The following is a 24,912-nucleotide window of genomic DNA, read 5'->3' on the forward strand; positions in this document are numbered from 1 at the left end:
CGGGCGGGGGAGACGTCCGATGTGAACGCGGCGCACCCCGGATCATGATCACTCTTCTGCCGGCTGGACCGATCGGCTTTGCATGATCTTTAATTTGCCCCGTCAAGTACACGCTGTCCTGAAAGCCGCCGCCGCGTCGTGAGGGAGAGTGCATGAGGTTCAGAACGTCCGGAGCGCGGCTGGTGGCCATCGGGCTGCTCGCGTCGCTGCTGGTTGGCGGGGCTTCGGTCGCCGCTGCCGACCCGGATCTCGCCGCCGCCGACGAGGGGACGGTCGACGCGACCGGTGCGCCGCGCGGTGACTGGTCGGCCGTCGGGCCGAACAGCATCGGCGGCCTGCTCGGGGTGTCCGCGTCGCCGAACCGGCTCGCGGTGATGCAGCCGGGGCCGCCGACGCTGTGGGTGTCCGAGGACCGCGGCCGCAACTGGGCGGCGCGCCGAACCCTGCCGGCGGACCTGGCCCACATGGCCTCCGCGTCGGGCTTCGTCGTCGACCGGAACAACCCGGACCACATGCTGGTCACCCTCAACAAGCGGCTGGACGGGTCGCTGACCGACTGGGACGGCTACCTGCTCAGCACGAACGACGCGGGGCGCAGCTGGCAGGTGCTGCGGGAGTGGCGGCCGGACGGCGCCTTCGAGCTCACCGCCGGCAAGGACGGCCGCACGCTGGTCGTCCGCGGCAGGGACGTGACCAGCGTCAGCACCGACGGCGGCGCGAACTGGCGCGACATCCCGCGCGAGTGGAACCGGAGCACCTTCGCCGCCGGGCTCGGCGACTCGATGATGTCGCTGGTCGGCGACGACGTCTACGTGGTGACCGTCGACCCCGAGTACTCGCTGTGGGTCATCCACGGCGCGACCGGTGCCTCGCCGCGCAGCGAGCGGGTCTACCAGCCGGCAGGCGAGCAGGTCGGGCAGGTGGTCGCGAACGGCCGCCAGCTCGTCGTGACGGTCGGCGCGCAGGTGCGCGGCTCGCGCGACAACGGCCGCACCTGGCAGGTGCTGCGCACCGATCCGGACAAGAAGCCGTTGCACGGCCTGCGATCCGTCAACGGCAAGCTGTACGCGGGCACCTACGACGCCCTGGACGTCAGCGCCGACGGCGGGCGCACCTGGGCGCGCCACGGCGTGCCGGCTGCGGGGGAGGGCACCAGCGACATCGCGGACCTGCCCGGCGAGCACGGCGGCCCGGCCACCACGCTGGTGTCCGCCGTCTACCGGGGCGTCTACGCGATCGACGGCGGCGGCTACCGGTCGCTCGGCCTGCCCGGCGAGACGATCGGCAGCCTGATCACCGCGGGCTCCGGCCGTCGGCAGCAGCTGCTCGCCGGCGGGGTGCAGGACGTCTTCCGCACCGAGCTGCCGCGCGACGAGATCACGCCGGGCACCCGCCGCGACTGGGCGCGGCAGGTCAACCCCCTCCTCCAGGATCACCCGAGGCTGTCAGTCTCGCCCAAGCGGCCCGAGGTGGTCTGGAAGCTCGCCCTCGACGGCCTGGCCGTCGACGTCTCGCGCAGTTCCGACAGCGGCGCGACCTGGAGCCTGCTCGGCAAGCACCTGACCGGCACCCCGAGGACGCTGCTCGCGCATCCCGCCGACCCGGACCGGCTGCTGGTGACGGCCTTCACCGAGAACGGCGACGTGCTCTACCTGAGCACGGACGCGGGCAAGACGTGGAAGACCGTGTCGATGCCGGCCAGCCTGACCGCGCTGGCCGGCGACCCGCGCGACCCGCAGCGGGTCTGGGGCGGCAACGAGAACGATGGCCTGTTCCGGTCCGATGACGGCGGCCTGACCTGGACGAACGTCAGCACGGACCCGGTGGGCACGATCACCGTCGACCCGAAGCACTCCGAGCGGGTCCTGGTCGGCGGCAACGGCCTGCTGCTGAGCACCGACAGCGGGCGTTCGTTCCAGCGGGTCCGCGACGGCGGCGGTGACATCCGGCAGGTGGCGGTGAACCCGCGCGACTCGCGGGTCTGGTACGCCGCGCGCGTCGCCGCCGACGGCATCGGCGTGCTGCGCAGCACCGACGCCGGCCGCACCTGGTCGGCGATGTCCACGAAGATGACCGACAGCAGGGTGTTGTCGCTGGCGGTCAGCGGCGACGGCCGTTGGCTGTTCGCCGGGACCCTCCAGTCGGGGGTCTACCGCCTGCGGCTCTGCTGAGTCGAGCCGGTGCGTTCCACGCGGCCCCGCGACGCCACGGCGTCGCGGGGCCGCGTGCCGTCTGTCGGGGTCAGCGATGGAACGGTCCGCGGCGGAACAGTCAGACGCAGGAGCCGTGCTCGGGGGCCCCGGTGCCGATGAACCGGCGCAGCAGGGTGTAGATCGTCGCGCGTTCCTGGTCGGACAGGTCCCCGGCGAGCCGGGCCTCGACCTCGCGGTGCGCCGCGGTGACTCGCGCCTCGACGGCGCGCCCCTCGTCGGTGATCTCCGGGATGCGGACGCGGCGGTCGCTCGGGTCGGGCTTGCGGGTCAGCAGGCCCTGCTTCTCCAGCCGGTCCAGCACGGTGGTCAGCGTCGTCTTGTCCAGCCCGATGGCGGCGCCGAGCGCGAGCTGGGTGCGCTGCACGCCGTGCAGGTCCGGCGCCAACGCCCTGAGCACGAGCGCGCCCCTGATGTCGAGGCCTGCCTTCGCGGACTCCTCCTGGAGCGCGGCGGCGAGCTTCTGTCCTGCCCGGTGCAGCAGCCAGTTGAGGTCCTCGTGCTTGGCGCAGTGCCACGCGATCCCGCTGTCCGGCGGCGTCTCGGCGGGCGCGTTCATGTCGTTGATCGTACCCGCGAAACGCCGGTGCGAGATATTCTGCCCTGAGAACGTCTTGACTGAGAACTTCTTGACTCGTAAGTTCTGAGTCGAGAAGTTCTTCCCAGAGAGGACCGAGCTCATGCCCAACCTGCTGCACCTCGACGCGAGCATTCGCCAGGAGAAGTCGGTGTCCCGAGAGGTGAGCGCCGCGTTCGCCGCGCAGTGGCGCGAGGTCAACCCCGAAGGCGGCTACACCTACCGCGACCTCGGCCTGCACCCCGTGCCGCACGTGGACCTCGCCCACCACCAGGGCCAGCACGTCGCGCCGGACGAGCGCTCGGCCGAGCAGCGCGCCAGCTGGGCGATCACCGAGCCGCTGGTGGCCGAGGTGCGATGGGCGGACGTCATCCTGCTCGGCCTGCCGATGTACAACTACGCCATCCCGTCCTCGGTGAAGGCGTGGATCGACCGCATCTCCATCCACGCGCACTTCGCCGACCGGGTCACCGGTCGCGGCGTGCTCACCGGCACGCGCGTCGTCGTGGCCTCCGCGCGCGGCGGCTCCTACGCGCCGGGCACCCCGCGCGCGGGCCTCGACTTCCAGGAGCCCTACCTGCGCGGCGTGTTCGGCACGATCGGCCTCGGTGAGCACCTCCAGTTCGTGCACACCGAGATGACGATGGCTGGGGAGATCCCCGAGCTGGCCGAGTTCCGGACCTTCGCGGCGAACTCGCTGGCCAACGCGCACCGGACGGTGCGTGAACTGGCCGCCGCCGAACCGATCGAGGCGACGGCCTAGTAACCGCGCCGGCCGCCGCGCTACGCCGGCACGGGCTCCGCTGGCGTGCCGGCGCGGCGCAGCAGCAGCGCGGCGGCCCCGCCCGCCAGCACCGCAAGCGCGCCGAAGATCACCCTGAAGTCCAGCACCCCGGCCAGGCCGGAGCCGAGCGCGATGCCGACCGGCGTGCCGCCGTAGACCAGGGTGCTCATCGTCGCGGAGGTCCGGCCGAGCAGCTCGTTCGGCGTGATCTGCTGCACCAGGGTCAGCGCGCCGATGATCACCCAGACCAGCCCGACGCCGTTGCACACCGTGCCGGCCAGCACCGTCGGCAGCGTGGGGAACACGCGAAATGCGACGCCGCCCGCCACGATCGCCATGCCGACGCCCACGAGCCGCGCGGTGCCGATCCGCCTGGCCAGCGTCGCCGCGAGCAGGCCGGCCACGACCGAGCCAGCGCCCTGCACCGGGGCCAGCACGCCCATGAAGGTCGGCGCGCGGTGCATGCCCTGGTCGACCAGCGCCCACCCGGCCGTGCCGGCCACCCCGGCGACGAACATGGCCACCGGCGAGCCGATCATCATCCTGCGCAGCACCGGCTGCCCGACGAGGTAGCGAAGACCCTCGGCCACCTGCGTCGACCAGCGCTCGGTGCGCCTGGTCGGAGCGGGTTCGGCGACCCTGATCGACATGGTGGCCAGCCCGGCGGCGGCGAACGTCGCCGCGTCAAGGACGACGACCGGATGCGCGCCCCACGCCAGGAACAGCGCGGTGCCTGCGGCGGGGGCGACCAGCTTCATGCCCTCCTGGAGGGACATCCGCAGGCCGTTGATCCTGGTCAGCTGGTCCGCCGGCAGCATCGCCGTGAGCAGCGGCGGCTCGGCCGCGGTCACCAGCACGCCCTCCACTCCGTAGAGCGTCATCACCGCGAAGACCAGCCAGAGCATGGCCGGTCCGTCGACCAGCAGCAGCGGGGCCAGCACCGCGACCATCGCCAGGTTGGTGACGACCAGGAGCCTGCGCCGCCGCACCCGGTCGGCGACGAGCCCGATCGCGGGCGCCAGCGGGACCGGCAGCCACATGCACAGGCCGACCAGTCCGGCCAGGGAGTTGCTGCCCGTCAGCGTCTTGACCCACACCCCGACCACCAGCGACATGGCGGTGGTGCCGAAGTACGACAGCAGCAGTCCGGAGAAGTAGAGCTGGACATTCCGCTCCTTCAGCACCGATCGGGATTCGCCCATGCGCCGAGCCTGTCAAAGTTGAGTCAAGATCCGCAAGATAGTTGAGCAGATTCGACGCAAGATGAATGAGTTGGTGTCGCCCGACCGTGGACGGCCTGCACGAATGCAACACTGGTGCGCGATCGAGGATGAGGCTTCGGGAGGGCGCGATGGCCGAGCCGATCACTGCGGTGCTGTTGCGAGCCGCTGAGCTGACCGCGGCAGGAAAACCGAAGAAGGCCGTCGACCTGTTGCGGCCGGCGTTGGTCGCGAACCCGGAACACGCCGAGGCGTGGTGCCGGCTGGCTGCCGCGCACCTGGACGCCGGCGAGCCCGACCCGGCGCTGACGGCGGCCAAGCGGGCGCTGGTGCTCGGCGGCGACCCCGCCTGGGCGCAGCGGCTGGCCGCCCTCGCGCTCAGCGAGCTCGGCCGACAGCAGGAGGCGGTGGTCGCCGCCCGCGAGTCGGTGCGGCGCAAGCCGTCGGACTGGCGGTGCCAGGTGGTGCTCGCCGAGGTGCTCGACGCCGACCCGGCCAACCGGCGCGAGGCGATCGAGGCCGCGGAGCAGGCCGTGCGGCTCGCCCCGCACGAGTCCCGCGCCTACCAGGTGCTCGGCGACGCCGCCGCCCGCGCGCAGGACTGGGACACCGCGGAACGGGCCTACCGGGCCGCGCTGCGGCTCGACCCCGGCGACGACGAGGTGCGGGCCAACCTCGCCAACCTCCGCCAGCAGCACCGCCCGCGCGGTGTGCGGGCGGGTCGCGACGGCGGCGGCCTCCAGCGGCGGACCCCGGAGACCAGGGCGGCCGCGACGGCGATCGCCGGGGCGGAGTCGGCGCTGTGGCCGGTGCTCGGCCGCGTCGCCGTCATGCTGGTCGGCGGCGGGCTGTTGCTGCTGCTCGCCGGGATGCCGACGCCGACGCCGCTGATCGGCTGGTTCAGCGCGCTGCTGGTGCTGTGCTGCGTCGTCGTGCTGGCACGCTTCCTCTACAACGTGCCGAGGCAGTGGCGGCGGCTGCTGTTCCGGCTGCCCAAGCTGCGGCGGCTGGTCGGCGTCGCGCTCGGCGTGCTCTGCCTCGCCTCGGTGTTCCTGCTGCTCTGGACGGTCCTGCTGGCGCTCGGCGCGCACACGCTCCAGCCGCTGGTCCTCGGCGTGCTGTGCGCCGCCGTCGGCGGGGTGTTGTGCCTGGTCGGCGGCGCGTTGTCCTCGGGGAGGAACTGAACCGGGGGCGTCGACGTTGGGCGGTTGTCGGAGTAGCTCGCGCGCACGCCACCGGCCGTCGGCCGTCGGCGTGCCGCTGCCCCGGTTGGCCGCACGTGTTGCCCCGATCGTGTGCACGCATTCCGTCAGCCGGAACTGAGGCTGCGCCGGTTGCCCTGGCGGGCGGCCCGCGTTGCCTGTTCGGCGCGCCATCCGTCTCCTGGCGAAACTGAGTCCGTTTCGCGTCGGTGCCGTGATCTGGAACCGGCAGGGTCTCGCCAGCGTCGCACTGCGGTCGTGGACCACAGTCGCCACTTCGACGCCCACCCAGGGGGAGATCATGCTTCGTCTTGCCGTGTTCCTGATGATTCTCGGCTTCGGCTCGACCGTCCTGTTCGAGTTCACCGACTACCGGCTCCGGCTGCTGGCCTGGGCGGACGACTACCAGCCCTACATCGGCATCGGCTTCGGCCTGCTCGGCATCCTGATCGTCGTCGTCGGCCCGCTGCTCAAGAAGAGCCAGTCCGGCGGCGCGCAGGCCGCGCAGCTGCCGCAGCAGGCTCCCGGCCAGCCCAACGCCGCCGAGGGCCAGACCCCGAGCGCGTGACCTCGTTCGCCCAGCGGCCCGTCGCCTGAGTCCAGGCGGGGGGGCGCCGGGGGGGGGGGNNCGCCGGAGCCGGGGGGGCGGCCCGCTGGCGTGCGGCCCGCACCGGCATCCGTGGACGCGTCACGCGACCCCAGGCACACTCGTGGCGATCGAGAGGAGCCCGCCATGACCGCACCCGGAGCCGGTATGCCGTTCGGCGCGTACCAGAACGAGATCTACCTCCAGGGGCTTGGCGGCCAGCTGCCGCCGTTCACCACCGACCCCGACGCGCTGGAGGGATCCGCGCGCGGCCGGCTTGGCCCTGGACCGTTCTGGTACGTCGCAGGCGGAGCAGGCTCGGGCGCCACCGTGCGGGCCAACCGCGAGGCGTTCGACCGCAGGCGGATCGTGCCGAGGATGCTGCGCGACGCCACCACCCGACACCTCGGCACCACCGTGCTCGGCACAGAGATGCCGGCGCCGGTGCTGCTCGCGCCCGTCGGCGTGCAGTCGATCGTGCATCCCGACGGGGAGCTGGCCACCGCGCGGGCCGCCGCCGAGCTCGGCCTCACCATGATCCTGTCCACGGCGTCCTCGCACACCATCGAGGACGTCGCCGCCGCGAACGGCGACGGCTCGCGCTGGTACCAGCTGTACTGGCCGAACGACCCCGACGTGTGCGTCAGCATCCTGAGCCGTGCCAAGGAGTCCGGCTACCGCGTCCTGGTCGTCACCCTCGACACCTGGTCGCTCGCCTGGCGCCCGCACGACCTCGACCAGTCCTACCTGCCGTTCATCCGGGGCACCGGCGTGGCGATTCCCTTCTCCGACCCAGCGTTCCGGGCCGGGCTGGCGAAACCGCCGGAGGAGGACATGCCCTCGGCGATCCTGCGCTGGGTGCCGATGTTCACCGGCACCGACAAGAGCTGGGCGCAGCTGTCGTTCCTGCGCGAACACTGGGACGGGCCGATCGTGCTCAAGGGCGTCCAGCACGTCGACGACGCGCGCAAGGCCGTGGACGCCGGGGTGCAGGGCATCGTGGTGTCCAACCACGGCGGCCGGCAGGTCGACGGCGCGATCGCCTCGCTCGACGCGCTGCCCGGCATCGCCGAGGCCGTCGGCGAGCAGCTCGAGGTGCTGTTCGACTCCGGGGTGCGCACCGGCGCGGACATCGTGAAGGCGTTGGCGCTCGGCGCGCGGGCGGTGCTGCTCGGCAGGCCCTACGTGTACGGGCTCGCGCACGGCGGGCAGGGCGGCGTGCGGCACGTGGTGCGCAGCGTCCTCGCCGATCTCGACCTGACCCTCGGGCTCGCCGGCTTCCGCAGCCCGGCCGAGCTGAACCGCGACGCACTGTGGGAGCGCGCATGAGGACGCTGGTGGTCATCTCGCCGCACGTCGGCGGGGCCAAGGTCGCGCTGGCCGTCGCCGCCGCGCTCGGCCCGGAGTTCGAGGTCACCGCCGTCGAGGACGCCGGGGCCGACCCCGAGGCGCTGCGCGAGGCCGAGGTGCTGGTCACCGCGCTCGCCCCGGTGACCGCCGAACACCTTGCCTCGGCGGCGAAGCTGCGCTTCGTGCAGTGCGCCAGCCACGGCTACGACCACGTGGACCTCGTGGCGGCCGCCAGGGGGAAGGTGGCCGTGTCCAACATCGGCTCGACCTCGGCCGAGGCGCAGGACGTCGCCGAGCACGCGCTGTGCCTGATCCTGGCGCTGGCCAAGCAACTCATTCCCGGCCACAACGCACTGCGCGAGGGCGACTGGGCGCTGCCGAGGCTCCAGTCCGGCATCACCGAGCTGTTCGGCAAGACGCTCGGCATCGTCGGGTTCGGCGCGATCGGCCAGCAGCTCGCCCGCCGCGCGAAGGCGTTCGACCTGCGGATCGTCTACACCGACCCGAAGGTCTCCCCGGTCGAGGGCGAGTACGACGCGACCCGCCTGCCGCTCGACGAGCTGTTGGCGCAGTCGGACTACGTGTCGCTGCACGTGCCGCTGCGGCCGGAGACGCGCCACCTGCTGGACGCGCGGCGGCTCGCGCTGCTCAGGCCGACCGCGATCCTGGTGAACACCGCGCGCGGCGCGCTGATCGACCAGGACGCGCTGGCCGAGGCGCTGACCGAGGGCAGGCTCGCCGGGGCCGGGCTCGACGTGTTCGACCCGGAGCCGCCGCCCGCCGACCTGCCGTTGTTGCGCGCGCCGAACGTCGTGCTGTCCCCGCACGCCGCCGGGGTGACCAGGGAGACGGTGCTGCGCATCGCGGCTGCGGCGCTGGACAACGTGCGGCGCTACGCGGCCGGCGAGCAGCCGACCGACCGCGTCACGGAGGGGTGACACCCGAGGGGTGGTGTCCGATTCGTTCAAGACCCCGCCGCCCCCGACTCCCTACGCTCGGGACATGATCGAACGCGCCAAGGACTTCATCTGGCACAACGCCAGGGTGTTGGAACAGCACCGGTTTGCCTGCCACTTCGGCCCCGGCGATACGGGCACCGACGCGGTGCTCCGGGCGCTGCTCGCCTACCAGAACCCCGATGGCGGCTTCGGGCACGCCCTCGAACCTGACGGGCGCGGGCCGTCGAGCCAGCCGCTGCACGTGTTCATGGCGCTCCGGCTGCTCGACGAGGTCGGTCTCGCCGATTCCCCGACCACGCAACGGATGTGCGACTACCTCGCCTCGGTCAGCACCCCCGACGGCGGCGTGCCGAACGTGCACCCCGCCATGCGCGACCACCCGCGCGCGCCGTGGTGGGTCATCCAGGACGACCCGCCGGGCGCAATCCTGCCGACCGGGCTGATCGTCGGGCTGCTGCACAAGAACCGGATCGAGCACCCCTGGCTGGCCCCGGCCACCGAGTTCTGCTGGCGGGCGGTCGACGCGATCACCGATCCGCACCCGTACGAGGTCGGCGCGTGCGTCGACTTCCTCGACCACGCGCCAGACCGGGACCGTGCCGAGCGGACGGCCGAGCGCCTCGGCGCGATGGTGCGGGAGCGGCGGTTGGTCGATCTCGGCGACGGCGCCCCGCGCCCCGAGGGCTACGCCGAGGGCGAGGTGCACAAGCCGCACGACTACGCCCGCACGCCGGACAGCCTGGCCCGTCGGTGGTTCACCGACGCGGAGTTCGAGCGCAGCCTTGACGACCTGGCGGCCGGGCAGCAGGAGGACGGCGCGTGGCGGTTCTTCTGGACGGTGTGGACGCCGGTCACCGAGTTCGAGTGGCGGCCGGTCGTGACCATCGACGCGCTGCTGAAGCTGCGCGCCTTCGGCCGCCTGTAAGCAGCTAGCTTGTGAGCAGTCAGCTGACCAGCACGCCGAGCGGCACGCCGGCCAGGGCGCGCACCTCGCGGGACAGGTGCGCCTGGTCGGCGTAGCCGGTGCTGGCGGCGACGTCCGCGAACGGCGTCCCCGACCGCGCCAGCGCCACGGCCCGGTGGAAGCGCAGCACGCGGTGCAACACCTTGGGGCCGTAGCCGAACGCGGCCAGCGAGCGGCGGTGCAGCTGCCGCTCGCTCAACCCGATCCGGTCGGCGAGGTCCGCGACGCCGATCGGCCCCGCCGCGGCCGAGACCAGCGCGCCGACCGCCGGGTCGGGCGCGGTGTTTCGCAGCCGTGCCAGCATCGTGTCGAGCAACAGATCGTCCACAGTGGACTGGTCGGTCGCCGAGGCGAGGCCGTCGGCGAGCCTGCCGACCGCGTCGGGCGTCCACAGCTCGCCGAGCGGCACCCGCAGGTCGCGCAGCGCGTGCGCCGGCACGCCGAACGCGGCCGGGCCGTAGCCGGGACGGAACCGGACGCCGACCAACGTGCCGGGACGCACCGTGGCCAGCTGGTGCGCGGTGTCCGGCCCGGCGACGAACAGCGCGCCGGTCTCCCGCGACCAGATCAGGTCGGTGCAGCCGTCCGGCACGACCCGCTGCTGCGACGCGGCCGGCTCGTCGACGGTCCTGGTCCACAGGCAGTCCAGGGCGACGGACAACCCACCGGGCGCCGGCCGCTCCTGGTAGCTGTTCACGCCCTCATCCTGCCAAGTCGCACCGACCGTCGCAGGTCGCGGGCCGGTCAGCCGAGGGCGGCGGCCAGCCGGGGGACCACGGACGAGGGGGAGGGCATCGCGGCGATCTCGGCGCGCACTTCTGCGCCCGCGGCCCGCAGGCCGTCGTCGCGGAGGAGGGTCTCAAGCAGCGGCACGTCCAGGTCCTCCGCCGTCGCGACGAGCCCGGCACCCCGGTCCCGCACCGCGCCCGCGTTGATGAACCGGTCCGCGCCGCTGGGCAGCACGACCTGCGGGACCTCGGCGGCCAACGCGGTGAGCGTGGTGCCGGCTCCACCGTGGTGCACGACGCCCGAGCACGTCTCGAGCAGCGCGCCGAGCGGAGCCCAGCCGACCGCGCGGACGTTCGGCGGGAGTTCGCCGAGGCCGCTGAGGTCGGCATTGCCGAGGGCCAGCACGAACTCCGCGTCGATCTTCGGCGCGAGCGTCACGATGCGTTCGACGGGACCGAGGCCGTTCGTCTCCACCGCCACCGTGCCGAGGGTGACCGCGATCCTCGGCCTGGCCGGCCGCTCCCGCAGCCAGTCGGCCAGCACGCCGCCGCCGTTGTAGGGCACGTACTGCGTCGGCCACCCGGTGGACGGCTCGGTTAGCATGCTCGGCGGCGCGACGTCGAGCGAGATCCGCTGCTCGGGCAGCCCGGCGGCACCGTGTGCGGCGAACTCTTCGACGAGGCTGTCGTACATCGCGTCGTGCAGGTGCGCGGTGCGCGCGAAACCGAAGCCGTGCTCGACGGCCGGCACACCGAGCCTGCCGGCGACCAGCAGCGCGGCGCCGTTCATCGGCGAGTGCACCACCAGGTCGGGCCGGAAGTCGTCGGCGATCTTGACCACCCCGTCGGCCATCATCTTGGAGATCCTGGAGAAGATGAACAACGCCTGGCTCAGGTCGGTCATCTGCGTGTTGCGCAGGCGTTCGATGAGTTCCGGGTGGTCCCGTCGGGCCTGCTCGCGCACCGCCCTGAAGTCGAACCCGTCGGCGAGGTTCGCGACCGGCAGCCCGGCGTCGGCCACGGCGAGGGCGCTGCCCGTGGTGGCGACCAGCACCTCGTGGCCGGCCACGCGCAACGCCCAGGCGAGCGGGACGAGCGGGAAGACGTGCCCGATACCTGGCGTGGACACGAACAGAACGCGCATGGAAGGGTGCCCTCTCTCGCGATCATCGTTGCCACCCAACGTACTCCGTGCGGCGAACGGCTACTTTGCGTCCGCGTAACTGTCGACCACGTTGGCGAGCAGGGGAAAACGCACCGGGGTGGCGCCGAACACCAGCCTGCTCGCCTCCTCGCCCGCCGCGCCGACCTCCGCGCGGACGGCCTCGGCCAGCTCGACCGGGCAGTGCACCAACACCTCGTCGTGCTGGAAGAACACCAGCTGCGCCTCGGGCGCCGAGGCGGCCAGCCGTCGCCGCAGCGCGCCGAGCATCGCCGACGCCCAGTCGGCCGCGCTGGCCTGCACCACGAAGTTGCGGGTGAACCGGCCCCACTCCCGCGACGCCCGCCGCGCCCGTCCGGCGAAGTCCTCGTCCGCGCTGCCGGTCAGCTCCCGCCAGGACTCCGACGGCGCCGGGCTGGTGCGGCCGAGCCTCGACCGCACCAGCTGACCCTGCTCGCCGGCGACCGCCGCCGCCTCCACGTAGCCGACGGCCTCCGGGAAACTCCTGCGCAGCACGGCGAGCAGCGGACCTGCCTCCCCGCTGGTGCCGCCGTACATCGCCGACAGCATGGCGATCTTCGCCCGGCCCCGGTCCCCGTCGAAGGAGTCGGCGGCCAGGCTCGTGTACAGATCGCCAGCCCCGGAGATCTCGGCCAGCCGCCGGTCCCCGGACAGCGCGGCGAGCACCCTCGGCTCCAGCTGCGAGGCGTCCGCCGCGACCAGCGTCCAGCCAGGGTCGGCGCGCACCGCCGTGCGCAGCACCCTCGGCAGTTGCAGCGCCGCGCCGCCGTTGGTCGCCCACCGCCCGGACACCACCCCGCCGACCACGTACTCGGGGCGGAACCGGCCGTCGCGAACCCAGGAGTCCAGCCAGGACCAGCCGTGCGCCACGTACAGCCTGGCCAGTTCCTTGTACTCCAACAGCGGCGCGACCGCGGGATGGTCCACCTCGCGCAGCACCCACGCCCTGGCCGACGGGATGTCGATGCCCTCGCGGGCGAACGCCTTCACCAGGCCCGGCGGGTGGTCGGGGTTGACCTGCCTGCCGCCGAACGCCGCCGTGATCTCGTCGGCGAGTTCCGCGAGCCTGCGCGGGCGGGCGCCCGGCGCGGGCCGGGGACCGAGCAGTTCGGTCAGCAGCGCCAGGTGTACGTCGACCCGCCACGGCAGGCCGTGCTGGGTCATCTCGGCGGCGGCGAGCGAGCTGGCCGAGTCGGCGGCGAGCAGCAGCCGCAGCAGGTCGGGGCGGTCAAGGCCGGCCAGGGTGCGCTGCTGCGCGGCGTGCACGGCGGCCAGCGCGTCGAGCGGATCGGCGTTGCCAGGCAGCGGTTCCCGCTCCGGCTCGAACAGCGTCGGCTGGTTCTCCCGCTTGCGCGGCGCGACGTCGGCCGGCACCGGCAGGCCAAGCGCCCGCGCCAGGGCGGCGGGCAGCCCGCGCGGCTCGCGATGCCGGCCCTGGTGGCCGAGCAGCAGCCCCTCGGCGATCCACAGGTCCTGGCAGCGCTCCACCCGCACCCCGGCGCGCAGCAGGCCGGGGTAGACCTCGGCGGTGCTCGACCACAGCCAGCGGGGCCGGTGCTGCCGTTCCGTCTCGGCCACGGCGGCGGCCAGGTCGCCGACCACGCCGACGTCGCCGGCCGGGGTGCCGTCGTCGGCGAGCAGCCGCAACCGGCCGCCGTTCTCGCCTTGGGGCACCACCGCTGCCAACACGGGCTGATTGTGCTCCGTCCGACCGACAGTGTCGGCCGGTCAGTCCGGCTGGACGGCCGCCACCTCTCGCCGGTCCGCGATCAAGGTGCCGAGCAGGACGGCGGCCACGAGCAGCACCAGCCCGGCGAGCACCATCAGCGTCGACAGGCCGAAGGAGAACCCGGCGAAGGTGTACTGGAGGTCGTGCGCGACGCCGCCGCCGGAGGCCCTCCGTTCCAGCAGGTCCCCGGCCACCATGAACCCGCCGAACAGCGGACCGAGCGCGACGACGAGCCGGCCCCGCGCCCCGGCGCTGCCCGCGGCCGAGGCCACCGCGAGGGTCGGCACCGCGACCAACACACCCACCGTGAGCTGCACCGGGATGTGCTTCAGCCATGTGGCCTGCATGCCGGTCAACGCGACCAGGACGAAGCCGCCCGCGAGGACGCAGCCTCCGGCGGCGAGCCAGGCGCGCCTGCGGGGCAGGGCGAGCAGGCCGCCCACGACGAGGCCGCCGGCGAAGGCGGGCCAGATCGGCGCGCTTCGTGCCCCGGTGTCGATTCCCTTCATGCCGACGGTGATCGTCGTCAGCAGCAGGGGGCCGGTGAGGCCGATGATCGTCAGGCTGGCGACGAGCGCGGCGGGCAGCGCCCCGCGCCCCGACCACACGGCGAGCGCGATCGTGCCGCCGAGCACCAGCAGCCCCGCCACGTCGACGACCCAGCCGGTGGTCGGGTGGACCGAGTTCGTGAAGCCGATCAGCACCGGCACGAGCGGCAGCAGCGCCGCCACGCCGCCGGCCAGCGCGACGTGGCGACCCCCGACCGTGCCGGGTCGGGCGGTCCCCCGGCCGAACAGCGAGCCGATCGTCGCGATGATCCCGCCGGCCAACCCCACCCCCAGAAAGACCAACAACTGCCGCTGTTGCGCGTCACCGCCGGTGGTGGTCGTCAGCCCGAACCCGAAGAACCGGACGCTCACGGCGAGACCAGCGACCAACGCGCCGAGCCCGGCCCGGCCCGAGGCGACCAGCTGCTGAGCCGCCCCGAGCACGCCGATCAACGCCAGCGCGAAACCCGCAGCGGCGACCCCGGCCAACAGCAGCAGGTTCGGCGTCGCCGTGTCCGCAGGGTTCATCGTCGGCTGCCCGGCCGTGGCCGCGATCACGCCGCCAACCCCGCCCATCGCCGTCGCGGCCCCGACCGTGAGCAGCCACGGCCACCACCGGACGGTCAGCAGTGCGACGACGGTGGCCAGCACCGTGGCGAGCACACCGACCAGCAGGTAGTCGGTCCCCGAGACACGCCCGACCGAGTCGATCGACTTGAGCCACAGCGGCCCGCTGCTCCCCAGAATGCCGCCGACCGGCACGAGCGTCGCGCACCCGGCAACCGCGCCGAGCAACGACAGGATCCACGGCGCGGCAGGCTTCGGCGGTTCAGCTAACGGAGGTTCGTTGATCACCGGCAGAACCTAAGCGTCGCGTCCAGCGGCGAACCACGGTGGAACTACTCAACTACAGCGGCAGTCCGGCATCGAGCTGCGCGAGGCTGGCGTCGAACAGGGCCAGCAGGTCCTCGCCGGGCCGCTCGGCGGCGACGATCATGGTGGACAGCGCCACGCCCATCAGCGCGCCGGCCATCGTCCGCACCTCCAGCTCGTCCGGGCGGCGGCCAAGCCGTTCGGCCAGGACCTCCGAGACCATCCTGATCAGCTCGGTGAACTGGTTGAGCAGCGCGGACCGCAGCTCGGGCACCGACATGACCAGCGCCTGCCGTGCCAGTTCCAGCTCGTCCGGCGGGCTTTCCTCGTAGACCGCGCGGATGGCGTTGCGCAGAGCCTGGATCGGCCGAACGTCCTTGGGCTGGGCGACCATCGCCTCGAAGATCAGCTGGTCGTAGTCGTCGTGCAGCACCAGGTCTTCCTTGGTGGGGAAGTAGCGGAAGAACGTGCTCTGCGAGATCTCGGCGGCCTCGGCGATCTGGTCGATGGTCGTGGCGGCGTAGCCCTGGTCGAGGAACAACCGCAGCGCGTGCTGCTGGATCGCCGACCGCGTCCGTGCCTTCTTCCGCTCCCGCAGGCCAACCATCGAACGTGCACCCTCCTCAGACGACCGCCGGCTCAGGTTCGGCCCGAGCCGCCCGCACCGGCAGGAACGCCAGCGCGAACGCGACGCCGAGCACGGAGACCCCGCCGCACACCCACAGCATGACATCCATGCCGTTGGTGAACGCGCCGCGCACGGAGTCCAGCAGCGGTGTCGAGCCGAGCCGGTGCGCCACCGCGATCCCGCCCGCCGCGCTGTCCCGCACGGTGTCGGCGGCCGTCGCGGGCACGCCGGTCAGGTCCAGTCCGTTCCGGTAGGTGGCGCTGAGCACGGTGCCGAGCAGCGCGACGCCGATCGCGCCGCCGACCTGCCGCAGCGCCTGGATGAGTGCGGAGCCGACGCCGCTGTGCTCCGGGGACAGCTCGCCGAGCGCGGCGTCCATGGTGGTCGGCATGGCGAAGCCGAGGCCGACGCCGACCAGGGCGAGCCAGGTGGCCGAGAACGCCTCGCCGCTGGTCACCTCGGTGGTCGCGCCGAGCATCAGCCCGCCGGCCTGCACGGCGAACCCGACGGCGACGGTGATCTTGGCGCCGATCCGTGCCGCGAACCTGCTGGCCACCCGCGCGCCGACCAGCAGCCCGCCGATGACGGGCAGCAGCCGCAGGCCGGTGCCCAACGCGTCCGCTCCACCCACCGCTTGGAAGTACTGCGGCACGGTGAACAGCACGCCGAACATCCCGAACGAGGTCATGGTGGCCAGGGCGGTGCCCCAGCTGAAGCTGGCCGAGCGGAACAGCGCGAGGTCGATCAGCGCGCCGGTCCCGCGCCGCGTCCTGCCGCGCTGCCGCAGCACGAACGCCGTGAGCACGGCCGCGCCGCCGAGCAGCGTGGTCAGCGTGAGCGCCTCGCCCCAGCCGTGCTGGCCCGCCCTGATCACGCCGTAGGTGAACGCGACGAGCCCAACGCTGGACAGCAGCACGCTCGGCAGGTCCAGCGTCGGCGGCACCGCGCTACGGGACTCCGGCAGCAGCAAAGCCACCGCGGCGAGGGCGATCACGACCATCGGCACGTTGATCAGGAACACCGAACCCCACCAGAAGTGGTCCAACAGCCACCCGCCGACCAGCGGACCGAGCGGGATGCCGATGGCGTTGGCGGTCAGGAAGACCGTGAGCGCGCGCTGCCGCTCATCCGCCGTGAACAACACCGACACCATGGACAGGCACAGCGGCAGCAGAAACGCCCCACCAAGGCCAAGCAGTGCCCGCGCGGCGATGAGCTGCCCCGTGGTCGAGGCATAGGCGCACCCCGCCGACGCCACCCCGAACACGACCAACGCGCCGATCATCAACCGCTTCCGCCCAAGCCGGTCACCAAGTAGACCAGCCGGCAACAACACCGCGGCCAACACCAGCGTGTACCCGTTGGCGATCCACTGAAGCCCAGCGGTATCAGCGTGCAGCTGCGTAGCCAGCGTAGGCAGCGCCACGTTCAACACCGTCAGATCCAGCCCAATAGCCAGCGCACTAAGCGCCAGCGCCCCCAGCCCCCACCACCGCCGCGCCCCAACGTCACCCACGATAGCCACCCCCATTAGACAGTTACGTTGAAGTGAGGGTAGCCCTCAAAACATACCAACTGTCAAGACCGCCATCCACGCCCAGCGCCCAGCGCCCCGCTTTTTCACTTCGTGACGGCGCGGTGCGCGCCGGCCGAGCGAAGCGAGGCCCAAAAAACACAGGTAGCCCAGAAACCGGGCAGCGAGCGAAGCGAGTCGCCGGCCGGAGCGTCCTACCTGCCATACGGCCCCAGCGCCCCCACCCGTCAAACGGCCCAAACCGCCCTCGCCTGCCAAACGGCCAGTGGCGTTGTTCACGTAGTAACCCGGAAGACACGCTGCTCTGATGCAGTTGATCGATAAAGAACCCCCCGATCAACCACCCAGGGAGAACACGTGCCCATCGCGCTCCTGGCGCTTGCGATCGGTGCCTTCGGCATCGGTACGACCGAGTTCGTCATCATGGGCGTGCTGCCCGAGGTGGCCGGCGACCTCGGCGTGTCGATCCCGACCGCGGGGCACCTGATCTCCGGCTACGCGCTCGGCGTCGTGATCGGCGCGCCGCTGCTGACCGCCGCTGCGGTCCGGTTGTCCCGCAAGACGATGCTGCTAGGCATGATGGCCGTCTTCACCGTCGGCAACCTGCTGTCCGCGCTCGCGAGCGGTTACGGCTTCCTGCTCGTCGCCAGGGTGCTCACCGCGCTGCCGCACGGCGCGTTCTTCGGCGTCGGCGCGGTGGTCGCCGCCGGCATGGTCGAGCCGGGCAGGCGGGCGAGGGCGATCTCGATGATGTTCCTCGGCCTCACGCTGGCCAACGTCATCGGTGTGCCGCTGAGCACCTTGCTAGGCCAACAACTCGGCTGGCGAGCCGCCTTCTGGGTGGTGACCGCGATCGGCGTCGCCGCGATGGCCGCCATCGTCGCGCTCGTCCCGAACCAGCCGCGCCAGCACCAGGTCGGCCTGCGCGGCGAGCTGAGCGCGTTCCGCCGCCCCCAGGTGTGGCTCGCGCTCGGCATCGCCATGCTCGGCTTCGGCGGGGTGTTCGCCGCCTACAGCTACATCGCGCCGATGATGACCCAGGTCGCCGGCTTCGACGCCGGCAGTGTGACGCTGCTGCTCGCGCTGTTCGGGCTCGGTGCCACGGTCGGCAACGTGCTCGGCGGCCGGTTCGCCGATCGAGCCCTGATGCCCAGCCTGTACGTCTCGCTCGGCGGCCTCGCCGTGGTGCTCGCGCTGTTCGTGTTCACCGCGCACGACAAGCTGCTCGCCCCGATCACGATCTTCCTGATCGGGGCCGTCGCCTTCGTCGCCGCGCCGACCGTGCAGATGCGGATCATGGACAAGGCGGTCGAGGCCCCGACCCTGGCCGCCGCCGCGAACCACTCGGCGTTCAACATCGCCAACGCGGGCGGCGCGTTCCTTGGCGGCGTCGTGATCGACGCAGGCTTCGGCTACACCTCGCCAAACTGGGTAGGCGCAGCCCTCGCCGTAATCGGGCTTGCACTCGCGCTGTTCTCTGGCCTGCTCGACCGTCGCGAAAAACAGCTACGCCGCAACGCCCTATCCGTAACGCCTAACCCCGCAACGCCTTACCCCGCAACAACTACGCCGTAGTAGCCAGCGAACGAAGGAAGAACGCCACGTTGGCAGGACGCTCAGCCAGCCGGCGCATGAAGTAGCCGTACCACTCGTCACCGTAGGGCACGTAGACGCGCATAGTGTTGCCGCGCTCGGCGATCCGGCGCTGCTCCTCGGGCCGGATGCCGTACAGCATCTGGAACTCGTAGCTGTTCGCAGCGCGGCCGGCCGCATTGGCCAGCTCCGCCGCGATCGCGATCAGTCGAGGGTCGTGCGAGGCCACCATCGGGTAGCCCGCGCCGGCCATCAGCACCTTGAGGCAGCGCACGTAGGACAGGTCGACCTCGGCCTTGCTCTGGTACGCAACGGAAGCGGGCTCCTGGTACGCGCCCTTGCACAGTCGCACGCGGGAACCCTGGCTCGCCAGCTCGTGGCAGTCCTGCTCGGTGCGCTTGAGGTAGGCCTGCACCACCGCGCCGACCCACGGGAAGTCCGCGCGCAGCTCGCGCAGGATGCCCAGCGTCGAGTCGGTTGTGGTGTGGTCCTCCATGTCCAGCGTCACGGTCGTGCCGACCACGCCTGCCGCGGAACAGATGCGCCGCGCGTTGTGCAGCGCGATCTTCTCGCCGTCGGCCGGCAGGAACTGGCCGACCGCGGACAGCTTGACCGAGACCTCCGCCTTCGGCGCCAGGCCGGCGGTCTCCAGCCTGCGCAGCAGCCGCAGGTAGGCGTCGACCGTGGCGGTGGCCTGGCTGGTGTCGGCGGTGTCCTCGCCGAGGTGGTCCAGCGTCACGTACCGGCCGTCGCCGGCCAGCTCGCTGGTGACCCGGATGGCATCGTCCACAGTGGACCCAGCGACGAACCGCTCGACGACGGGACGGGTCAGCGGCGTGCTCTCGACGAGCTTGCGCGCGCCATGGGACCGCGAAGCGGCCAGCAGCGTGGTGCGGAGCATGGGCGTAGTCCTTGCCGGTCGTGGGAGCCATCGCGGGGACGGATCAGGCGTCCCCGCGATGGCGCTGTTAGTTCAGCCCTGCTGTAGCTCAGCCCTGGTGCGGGTAACGCACCGAGGTAGGAGCCACGAAGGTCTCCTTGATCGAGCGGGGGCTGACCCAGCGGAGCAGGTTGTGCACCGCGCCAGCCTTGTCGTTGGTGCCGGAGGCCCGGCCGCCGCCGAAGGGCTGCTGCCCGACGACCGCGCCGGTGGGCTTGTCGTTGACGTAGAAGTTGCCGGCGGCGAACCGCAGCTCCTCCTGCACGCGGGCGATGACCGCGCGGTCGCGGGCGATGATCGCGCCGGTCAGCGCGTACGGCGACACGCCTTCCAGCTGCCGCACCACGGTGTCGAAGTCGGCGTCCTCGTAGACGTGCACGGCGAGCACCGGGCCGAAGTACTCGGTGGTGAACACCTCGTGCTCGGGGTTGGAGCCGAGCAGCACCGTCGGCCGCACGAAGAAGCCCTCGGAGTCGTCGGCGGTGCCGCCGGCGGCGATCTCCAGCGCGTCATCTTCGCGGGCCCGCGACAGCACACCGGAGAGCTTGTCGTAGGAGCGGCGGTCGATCACCGCGCCCATGAAGTTGCTCAGGTCGGTGACGTTGCCGACGGTCAGCGACTCGACCTCGGCGAGGAAGTCGTCCTTCAGCCGGTTCCACACCGAGCGCGGCACGTAGGCGCGCGAGGCGGCGGAGCACTTCTGGCCCTGGTACTCGAACGCGCCGCGGATCAGCGCGGTGCGCAGCACCTCGACGTCGGCGGACGGGTGCGCGAGCACGAAGTCCTTGCCGCCGGTCTCGCCGACGATCCTGGGGTAGCTGCGGTAGTTGGCGATGTTCGCGCCGACCGCGCCCCACAGGTGCTGGAACGTCCTGGTGGACCCGGTGAAGTGGATGCCGGCCAGGTCGGGCGCGTTCAGCGCGACGTCGGACACGGCGATGCCGTCGCCGGTCACCAGGTTGATGACGCCAGGCGGCATGCCGGCCTCCTCCAACAGCCGCATGGTCAGCTGCGCAGCGAAGGTCTGCGTCGGCGACGGCTTCCACAGCACCGTGTTGCCCATCAGGGCGGGCGCGGTCGGCAGGTTGCCGGCGATGGCGGTGAAGTTGAACGGCGTGATCGCGTAGACGAAGCCCTCGAGCGGGCGGTGGTCCATGCGGTTCCACACGCCACGGGAGCTGTCCGGCTGCTGCGCCAGTAGCTCGCGCGCGAAGTGCACGTTGTAGCGCCAGAAGTCGATCAGCTCGCAGGCCGCGTCGATCTCGGCCTGGATGGCCGTCTTGGACTGGCCGAGCATGGTGGCCGCGTTCAGCGTGGACCGCCACGGGCCGGCGAGCAGGTCGGCCGCGCGCAGCAGGATCGCGGCGCGGTCGTCGAAGGACAGCGCGCGCCACGCGGGGGCGGCCTGGCGGGCGGCGGCGACGGCGTCGCGCGCGTCGTCCTGCGTCGCCCCGGCCAGCGTGCCGAGCACCGCGCGGTGGTTGTGCGGCTGCACGACGTCGACGCGCTCGCCGCCACCCATCCGCTGCTCGCCGCCGATGGTCATGGTCAGCTCGACCGGCTCCTTGGCCAGGTCGGTCAGCGAGCGCTCCAGCTCGGCCCGTTCGTGGCTGCCGGGGGCGTAGTTGAGCACCGGCTCGTTCACCGGGCTGGGGACCCTGGTCACGGCGTCCACGGGCAGCTCCTTCGCTGGTCGGGTGTCTGCCGTGAACGTTAGGTGTCCGCACGACCACGCCCGTTGTTCTGCGCGCTAGGCTTGCGGCAGGTCTCTTGTCCGATCGAACAAAGGGGGCCGGGTGTGGACGGCGCCGCCGAGGAGCCTGTCGGCGCGAGCGTGCGCCAGATCCTCATCGCGCTCGGCGAGCCGCTGGTCGAGGTGCTGGTCGCCCCGCGCGGCCTGGAGGCCGAGGTCCGCGACGTGGTGATCCAGGACCCCGACGACGTGCCCGACCCGCGCCCCGGCGACCTGGTGCTGGTGATCGGCGCGCGCGGCCGTGCCGCGCTGCCCGCCGTGCGCGCCGCAGGCAGCAGGGGAGCCGTCGCCGTCGCCGTCAAGATGGCCGAGACCGACCACGCCGACCTGCTGCGCGAGGCCGCCGTCGACGCCGGGGTCGCGCTGCTCGCGGTGCGCCCCGAGGTGCGCTGGGAACAGCTGGAGGCGCTGGCCAGGGGAGTGGTGAGCAGCGCTCGGGTCACCGCGGAGGCGGAGGCGGGCGAGGTCGCGGGCGACCTGTTCTCGCTGGCCCAGACCATCGCCGCGCTCACCGGCGGCATCGTCAGCATCGAGGACACCGCGAACCGGGTGCTCGCCTACTCCCGCTCCTCCGACGAGGTCGACGAGCTGCGCAGGCTGTCCATCCTCGGCCGGCAGGGCCCTGAGCCGTACATGGCGATGCTCCGCGAATGGGGCATCTACCAGCGGCTGCGGTCCGGCGAGGACGTCGTCCGCATCGACGAACGCCCCGAGCTGGGCATCCGGCGCCGGATCGCCGTCGGCATCCACGCAGGGGCGCAGCCGCTCGGCGCGATCTGGGTGCAGGAAAGCACCCAGCCGCTGACCGAGCAGGCCGAGCGGGCGCTCGTCGGCGCGGCCAGGGTGACCGCGCTCCGGCTGATCCGGCACCGCAACGAGCCGACCGCGAGCCTGCGGTTCCGGGAGAACCTGCTCGCCGGCCTGCTCGACGGGCGGATGGACGCCGAGTCCGTCGCGGGCCAGATCGGCGCCGACCCGGCCAAGCCCGCCGCCGTGGTGGTGTTCGCGCTGCGCGCGGGCGACACGGCCGCCGACCGCAGCGAGCTCGAACTGCGCCGCGCCGAGATGACCGGCCTGATCTCCGTGCACGCCGCCGCCTACCGGCGCAGCGCGCTGGTGACCCCCCTCGGCACGCGCACCTACGTGCTGTTGCCCGACCTGCCGGCCGTGCCCGATCTGTCGACCGGCGCGGCGCAGCCCGCCGTGCTCGGCCTCACCAGGGAGATCGTCGCCGCCGCCCGCCGGCACATCGGGGCCAGCGTGCAGGCGGCCGTCGGCTCCTCGGTGCGCTGGCTCGGCGAGGTCTCCGAGTCGCGGCAGGAGGCCGACCGGGTGCTCGACGCGATGGCCAGGGACCTCGACACCGACGTCGCCACGCTCGCCGACGTGCGCGCCGAGGTGCTGATCAGCGAGACCCTCGCGCTGCTCGCCGAACACCAGCGGGTCCGCGACCCCAGGCTGACCGCGATCCTCGCGCACGACGCGGAACAGGGCAGCCAGCTCGCCCGCTCGCTGCTGGCCTACCTCGACGCGTTCGGCGACGTGCGCGGGGCGGCCCGCGAGTTGCACGTGCACCCCAACACCCTGCGCTACCGGGTACGCCGCGCGGCCGAGGTCGGCGGCCTCGACCTCGACGACCCGAAGCAGCGGTTGTTCGCCCAGCTACAGTTGCGCCTGCCGCAGCACCGGTAGGCCGTTTCCCGGCCATCTCCGCGCGTGCGGATTTCCGATTCTGTTTGCTTGCCGCCTTTGGCCTATGGCCAAAACACTGGTGCCGTCCGGTGCCGCAGCCCCAAGTGAGGACGCCATCGTGAGCAAACCGAACGCGGCGCCGGTCGTCGGCCAGGCAGGCCAGACGCGCGGCAGCGATTTCGCCGAACTGTCCAGGGAGATCAAACTCGCCGGCCTGCTCGACCGCAGGCGCGGCCACTACCTGGTGCGGATCGCCGTCAACACCGCGGTGTTCGCCGCGGGTTGCGCCGCGTTCGTGCTGCTCGGCGACTCCTGGTGGCAGCTCGCCGTCGCCGCGCTGTTCGGCGTGCTGTTCACGCAGCTCGCGTTCGTCGGGCACGACGCGGGCCACCGGCAGATCTTCCGCACCAAGCGGGCCAACGACGTCACCGGGTTCGCGCACAGCCTCGTCGTCGGGCTGAGCTACGGGTGGTGGGTCGGCAAGCACAGCAAGCACCACGCCAACCCCAACCACGAGGACCACGACCCCGACGTCGACATCAAGGCGTTGTCGTTCTCGCTCGGCCAGTCCAGCACCAAGCGCGGCTTCCTCAGGATGATGGCGCGGTACCAGGCGTTCCTGTTCTTCCCGCTGTTGCTGCTGGAGGGCCTGAGCCTGCACGCGTCCGGGGTGCGCGCGGTGGTGCGCGGCGACGTCCGCCAGCGCGCGCTGGAGGCGGTGCTGATCGGCGTGCACATCCTCGGCTACCTCGCGGCCGTGTTCCTGGTGATGTCGCCGGTCAAGGCGGTCGTGTTCATCGCGGTGCACCAGGGGCTGTTCGGCCTTTACATGGGATGTTCCTTCGCCCCCAACCACAAGGGCATGCCGATGCTGTCGGCGGCCGACGAACTGGACTTCCTGCGCAAGCAGGTGCTCACCTCGCGCAACGTGCGGGGCGGCTGGTTCGTGGACTTCCTGCTCGGTGGCCTGAACTACCAGATCGAGCACCACCTGTTCCCCAGCATGCCCCGCCCGAGCCTGCGCCGCGCGCAGCTGCTGGTGCGCGACTTCTGCGCGGCGCGCACCATCTCCTACCAGGAGAGCAGCCTGGTCAGCTCGTACGCCCAGGTGCTCCGCCACCTGCACGCGGTCGGCGCGCCGCTGCGGTAGCGCGCCGACGCAGGGCGGCCCGTTCCACGAGCGTCCACGTCGTCGTGGTCAGCAGGTAGAGCCCGGCGGCGAGCGGGAGCACCGCGGCGGCCAGCACCGTGCCGAAGGGCAGCAGCCGCAACAGTTTCCCGCCGGGCACCGCGCCGGTGTCCGGTGCCTGCCTCGCCTGCCAGCGCATCGAGCACCATGCCACCGCGGCCAGCGCGGCGAACAGGCCGACGAACACCGCGCCCGACCACGTCGTGGCCACGGTCAGCCAGTGCGCGCCGAGCGGCGCGCCGAACAGCGTGTGGCCCAGCAGCGCGTTCGGCGTTCCGCCGACCGACGGGGACGAGAACAGCCGGTACATCACCGAGAAGAACGGCAGCTGCACCAGCATCGGCAGGCAGCCGGCGAACAGCGAGGTGCCCTCGGCCCGGTACAGGGCGGACAGCTCCTGTTGTAGTCGCTGCGGGTCCTCGCGGTGCCGGTCCCGGAGCTGCTTGGCCTGCGGGGCGAGGGCGGACCTGGCCAGCTCGCCGCGCACCGCGGCCCGGCTCAGCGGGTGCAGCAGCAGCCGCACGCACGCGGTGAACGCGACGATCGCGGTGGCGGTGGCGAGCGCGCCGAACAGCGGGTCGAGCAGGTCGGCGAGGATGGTCACGAGGTGGAACGCGCCGGACACGGGCACGTCGAGGAAGCCGAACATGGGCAGCACTCCGTCGTCTCT

21 protein-coding genes are annotated in these 24,912 nt (G+C 72.4%); 10 read left to right on the top strand and 11 right to left on the bottom strand.

Annotation, left to right across the window (positions count from 1 at the left end; genetic code table 11):
- The first annotated feature begins 152 nt into the window (after positions 1–152).
- Complete coding sequence (locus F0L68_RS17870; RefSeq protein ID WP_149850716.1) at positions 153–2,171, top strand: sialidase family protein; 2,019 nt, start codon at positions 153–155, stop codon at positions 2,169–2,171.
- Positions 2,172–2,271: 100 nt separating this feature from the next.
- Here the strand turns inward: F0L68_RS17870 and F0L68_RS17875 are convergent, their stop codons facing one another.
- Positions 2,272–2,769 carry a MarR family winged helix-turn-helix transcriptional regulator gene (locus F0L68_RS17875; protein ID WP_149850717.1) on the bottom strand — a complete coding sequence of 166 codons (498 nt, stop codon included), beginning with the start codon at positions 2,767–2,769 and terminating at the stop codon, positions 2,272–2,274.
- 121 nt (positions 2,770–2,890) lie between these two features.
- Here F0L68_RS17875 and F0L68_RS17880 point away from each other — a divergent pair, with 121 nt between their 5' ends.
- Positions 2,891–3,550 (top strand): FMN-dependent NADH-azoreductase, encoded by a 660-nt coding sequence (locus F0L68_RS17880; protein ID WP_149850718.1) that lies wholly within the window; start codon positions 2,891–2,893, stop codon positions 3,548–3,550.
- Positions 3,551–3,570: 20 nt separating this feature from the next.
- Here F0L68_RS17880 and F0L68_RS17885 read toward each other — a convergent pair whose 3' ends face one another.
- Positions 3,571–4,773, bottom strand: coding sequence for an MFS transporter (locus tag F0L68_RS17885; RefSeq protein WP_149850719.1), 1,203 nt, complete (start codon positions 4,771–4,773; stop codon positions 3,571–3,573).
- Positions 4,774–4,922: 149 nt separating this feature from the next.
- Between F0L68_RS17885 and F0L68_RS17890 the strand changes: the two genes are divergently transcribed.
- From F0L68_RS17890 to F0L68_RS17910, 5 genes are all read left to right on the top strand, one after another.
- Entirely contained in the window at positions 4,923–5,975 is a 1,053-nt protein-coding gene (locus tag F0L68_RS17890; RefSeq protein ID WP_149850720.1) for a tetratricopeptide repeat protein, read from the top strand.
- A 319-nt stretch (positions 5,976–6,294) separates the two neighbouring features.
- On the top strand, positions 6,295–6,561 hold the full coding sequence (locus F0L68_RS17895) for a hypothetical protein (protein ID WP_188316643.1): 267 nt from the start codon (positions 6,295–6,297) through the stop codon (positions 6,559–6,561).
- A 165-nt stretch (positions 6,562–6,726) separates the two neighbouring features.
- Positions 6,727–7,908 (top strand): lactate 2-monooxygenase, encoded by a 1,182-nt coding sequence (locus F0L68_RS17900; protein ID WP_188316644.1) that lies wholly within the window; start codon positions 6,727–6,729, stop codon positions 7,906–7,908.
- On the top strand, positions 7,905–8,867 hold the full coding sequence (locus tag F0L68_RS17905; RefSeq protein WP_149850721.1) for a 2-hydroxyacid dehydrogenase: 963 nt from the start codon (positions 7,905–7,907) through the stop codon (positions 8,865–8,867). The genes F0L68_RS17900 and F0L68_RS17905 overlap by 4 nt, the downstream gene beginning before the upstream one ends.
- Before the next feature lie 64 nt (positions 8,868–8,931).
- Positions 8,932–9,813, top strand: a complete 882-nt coding sequence (locus tag F0L68_RS17910) for a hypothetical protein (RefSeq protein WP_149850722.1) — start codon at positions 8,932–8,934, stop codon at positions 9,811–9,813.
- Positions 9,814–9,832: 19 nt separating this feature from the next.
- Here F0L68_RS17910 and F0L68_RS17915 read toward each other — a convergent pair whose 3' ends face one another.
- The 6 genes from F0L68_RS17915 to F0L68_RS17940 are packed head-to-tail and all read right to left on the bottom strand — an operon-like array spanning position 9,833 to position 17,057.
- The gene (locus F0L68_RS17915) at positions 9,833–10,549 is read right to left on the bottom strand and encodes a helix-turn-helix domain-containing protein (protein WP_149850723.1); all 717 of its coding nucleotides are present in this window, start codon (positions 10,547–10,549) and stop codon (positions 9,833–9,835) included.
- Positions 10,550–10,596: 47 nt separating this feature from the next.
- Positions 10,597–11,724 (bottom strand): nucleotide disphospho-sugar-binding domain-containing protein, encoded by a 1,128-nt coding sequence (locus F0L68_RS17920; RefSeq protein ID WP_149850724.1) that lies wholly within the window; start codon positions 11,722–11,724, stop codon positions 10,597–10,599.
- Positions 11,725–11,784: 60 nt separating this feature from the next.
- On the bottom strand, positions 11,785–13,452 hold the full coding sequence (locus tag F0L68_RS17925; protein WP_149850725.1) for a bifunctional 3'-5' exonuclease/DNA polymerase: 1,668 nt from the start codon (positions 13,450–13,452) through the stop codon (positions 11,785–11,787).
- A 39-nt stretch (positions 13,453–13,491) separates the two neighbouring features.
- A complete protein-coding gene (locus F0L68_RS17930; protein WP_149850726.1) occupies positions 13,492–14,895 on the bottom strand; it encodes a hypothetical protein in 1,404 nt (467 codons plus the stop codon).
- Positions 14,896–14,947: 52 nt separating this feature from the next.
- Positions 14,948–15,520 (bottom strand): acyl-CoA-like ligand-binding transcription factor, encoded by a 573-nt coding sequence (locus tag F0L68_RS17935; RefSeq protein ID WP_149850727.1) that lies wholly within the window; start codon positions 15,518–15,520, stop codon positions 14,948–14,950.
- A gap of 16 nt (positions 15,521–15,536) precedes the next feature.
- Positions 15,537–17,057: an MFS transporter gene (locus F0L68_RS17940; protein ID WP_223198889.1), complete on the bottom strand. Its 1,521-nt coding sequence runs from the start codon at positions 17,055–17,057 to the stop codon at positions 15,537–15,539.
- A 375-nt stretch (positions 17,058–17,432) separates the two neighbouring features.
- On the opposite strand from F0L68_RS17940, the gene F0L68_RS17945 reads away from it, so the two are divergent.
- On the top strand, positions 17,433–18,650 hold the full coding sequence (locus F0L68_RS17945) for an MFS transporter (protein WP_149850729.1): 1,218 nt from the start codon (positions 17,433–17,435) through the stop codon (positions 18,648–18,650).
- Here the strand turns inward: F0L68_RS17945 and F0L68_RS17950 are convergent.
- Entirely contained in the window at positions 18,640–19,569 is a 930-nt protein-coding gene (locus F0L68_RS17950) for a proline dehydrogenase family protein (protein WP_149850730.1), read from the bottom strand. The genes F0L68_RS17945 and F0L68_RS17950 overlap by 11 nt on opposite strands.
- 88 nt (positions 19,570–19,657) lie before the next feature.
- Positions 19,658–21,283, bottom strand: coding sequence for an L-glutamate gamma-semialdehyde dehydrogenase (gene pruA / locus F0L68_RS17955; RefSeq protein ID WP_149850731.1), 1,626 nt, complete (start codon positions 21,281–21,283; stop codon positions 19,658–19,660).
- A 123-nt stretch (positions 21,284–21,406) separates the two neighbouring features.
- On the opposite strand from pruA, the gene F0L68_RS17960 reads away from it, so the two are divergent.
- Both F0L68_RS17960 and F0L68_RS17965 read left to right on the top strand, forming a co-directional pair.
- Positions 21,407–23,053: a PucR family transcriptional regulator gene (locus F0L68_RS17960; RefSeq protein WP_149850732.1), complete on the top strand. Its 1,647-nt coding sequence runs from the start codon at positions 21,407–21,409 to the stop codon at positions 23,051–23,053.
- A 118-nt stretch (positions 23,054–23,171) separates the two neighbouring features.
- A complete protein-coding gene (locus tag F0L68_RS17965) occupies positions 23,172–24,203 on the top strand; it encodes a fatty acid desaturase family protein (RefSeq protein ID WP_223198890.1) in 1,032 nt (343 codons plus the stop codon).
- Here the strand turns inward: F0L68_RS17965 and F0L68_RS17970 are convergent.
- Positions 24,145–24,891, bottom strand: coding sequence for a YidC/Oxa1 family membrane protein insertase (locus tag F0L68_RS17970; RefSeq protein ID WP_149850767.1), 747 nt, complete (start codon positions 24,889–24,891; stop codon positions 24,145–24,147). The two genes, F0L68_RS17965 and F0L68_RS17970, sit on opposite strands and share 59 nt — an antisense overlap.
- Positions 24,892–24,912 lie beyond the last annotated feature (21 nt).

Origin of the sequence: Solihabitans fulvus (assembly GCF_008386585.1) — a bacterium.
GTDB lineage: Bacteria > Actinomycetota > Actinomycetes > Mycobacteriales > Pseudonocardiaceae > Solihabitans > Solihabitans fulvus.

Excerpts from the sequence above, each read along its gene's own strand:
- F0L68_RS17890 (WP_149850720.1), top strand. The coding sequence starts at position 4,923 with ATGGCCGAGCCGATCACTGCGGTGCTGTTGCGAGCCGCTGAGCTGACC.
- F0L68_RS17905 (WP_149850721.1), top strand. The coding sequence starts at position 7,905 with ATGAGGACGCTGGTGGTCATCTCGCCGCACGTCGGCGGGGCCAAGGTC.
- F0L68_RS17970 (WP_149850767.1), bottom strand. The coding sequence starts at position 24,891 with ATGTTCGGCTTCCTCGACGTGCCCGTGTCCGGCGCGTTCCACCTCGTG.
- F0L68_RS17935 (WP_149850727.1), bottom strand. The coding sequence starts at position 15,520 with ATGGTTGGCCTGCGGGAGCGGAAGAAGGCACGGACGCGGTCGGCGATC.
- F0L68_RS17880 (WP_149850718.1), top strand. The coding sequence starts at position 2,891 with ATGCCCAACCTGCTGCACCTCGACGCGAGCATTCGCCAGGAGAAGTCG.
- F0L68_RS17885 (WP_149850719.1), bottom strand. The coding sequence starts at position 4,773 with ATGGGCGAATCCCGATCGGTGCTGAAGGAGCGGAATGTCCAGCTCTAC.
- F0L68_RS17910 (WP_149850722.1), top strand. The coding sequence starts at position 8,932 with ATGATCGAACGCGCCAAGGACTTCATCTGGCACAACGCCAGGGTGTTG.
- F0L68_RS17900 (WP_188316644.1), top strand. The coding sequence starts at position 6,727 with ATGACCGCACCCGGAGCCGGTATGCCGTTCGGCGCGTACCAGAACGAG.
- F0L68_RS17895 (WP_188316643.1), top strand. The coding sequence starts at position 6,295 with ATGCTTCGTCTTGCCGTGTTCCTGATGATTCTCGGCTTCGGCTCGACC.
- F0L68_RS17950 (WP_149850730.1), bottom strand. The coding sequence starts at position 19,569 with ATGCTCCGCACCACGCTGCTGGCCGCTTCGCGGTCCCATGGCGCGCGC.
- F0L68_RS17875 (WP_149850717.1), bottom strand. The coding sequence starts at position 2,769 with ATGAACGCGCCCGCCGAGACGCCGCCGGACAGCGGGATCGCGTGGCAC.
- F0L68_RS17920 (WP_149850724.1), bottom strand. The coding sequence starts at position 11,724 with ATGCGCGTTCTGTTCGTGTCCACGCCAGGTATCGGGCACGTCTTCCCG.
- F0L68_RS17870 (WP_149850716.1), top strand. The coding sequence starts at position 153 with ATGAGGTTCAGAACGTCCGGAGCGCGGCTGGTGGCCATCGGGCTGCTC.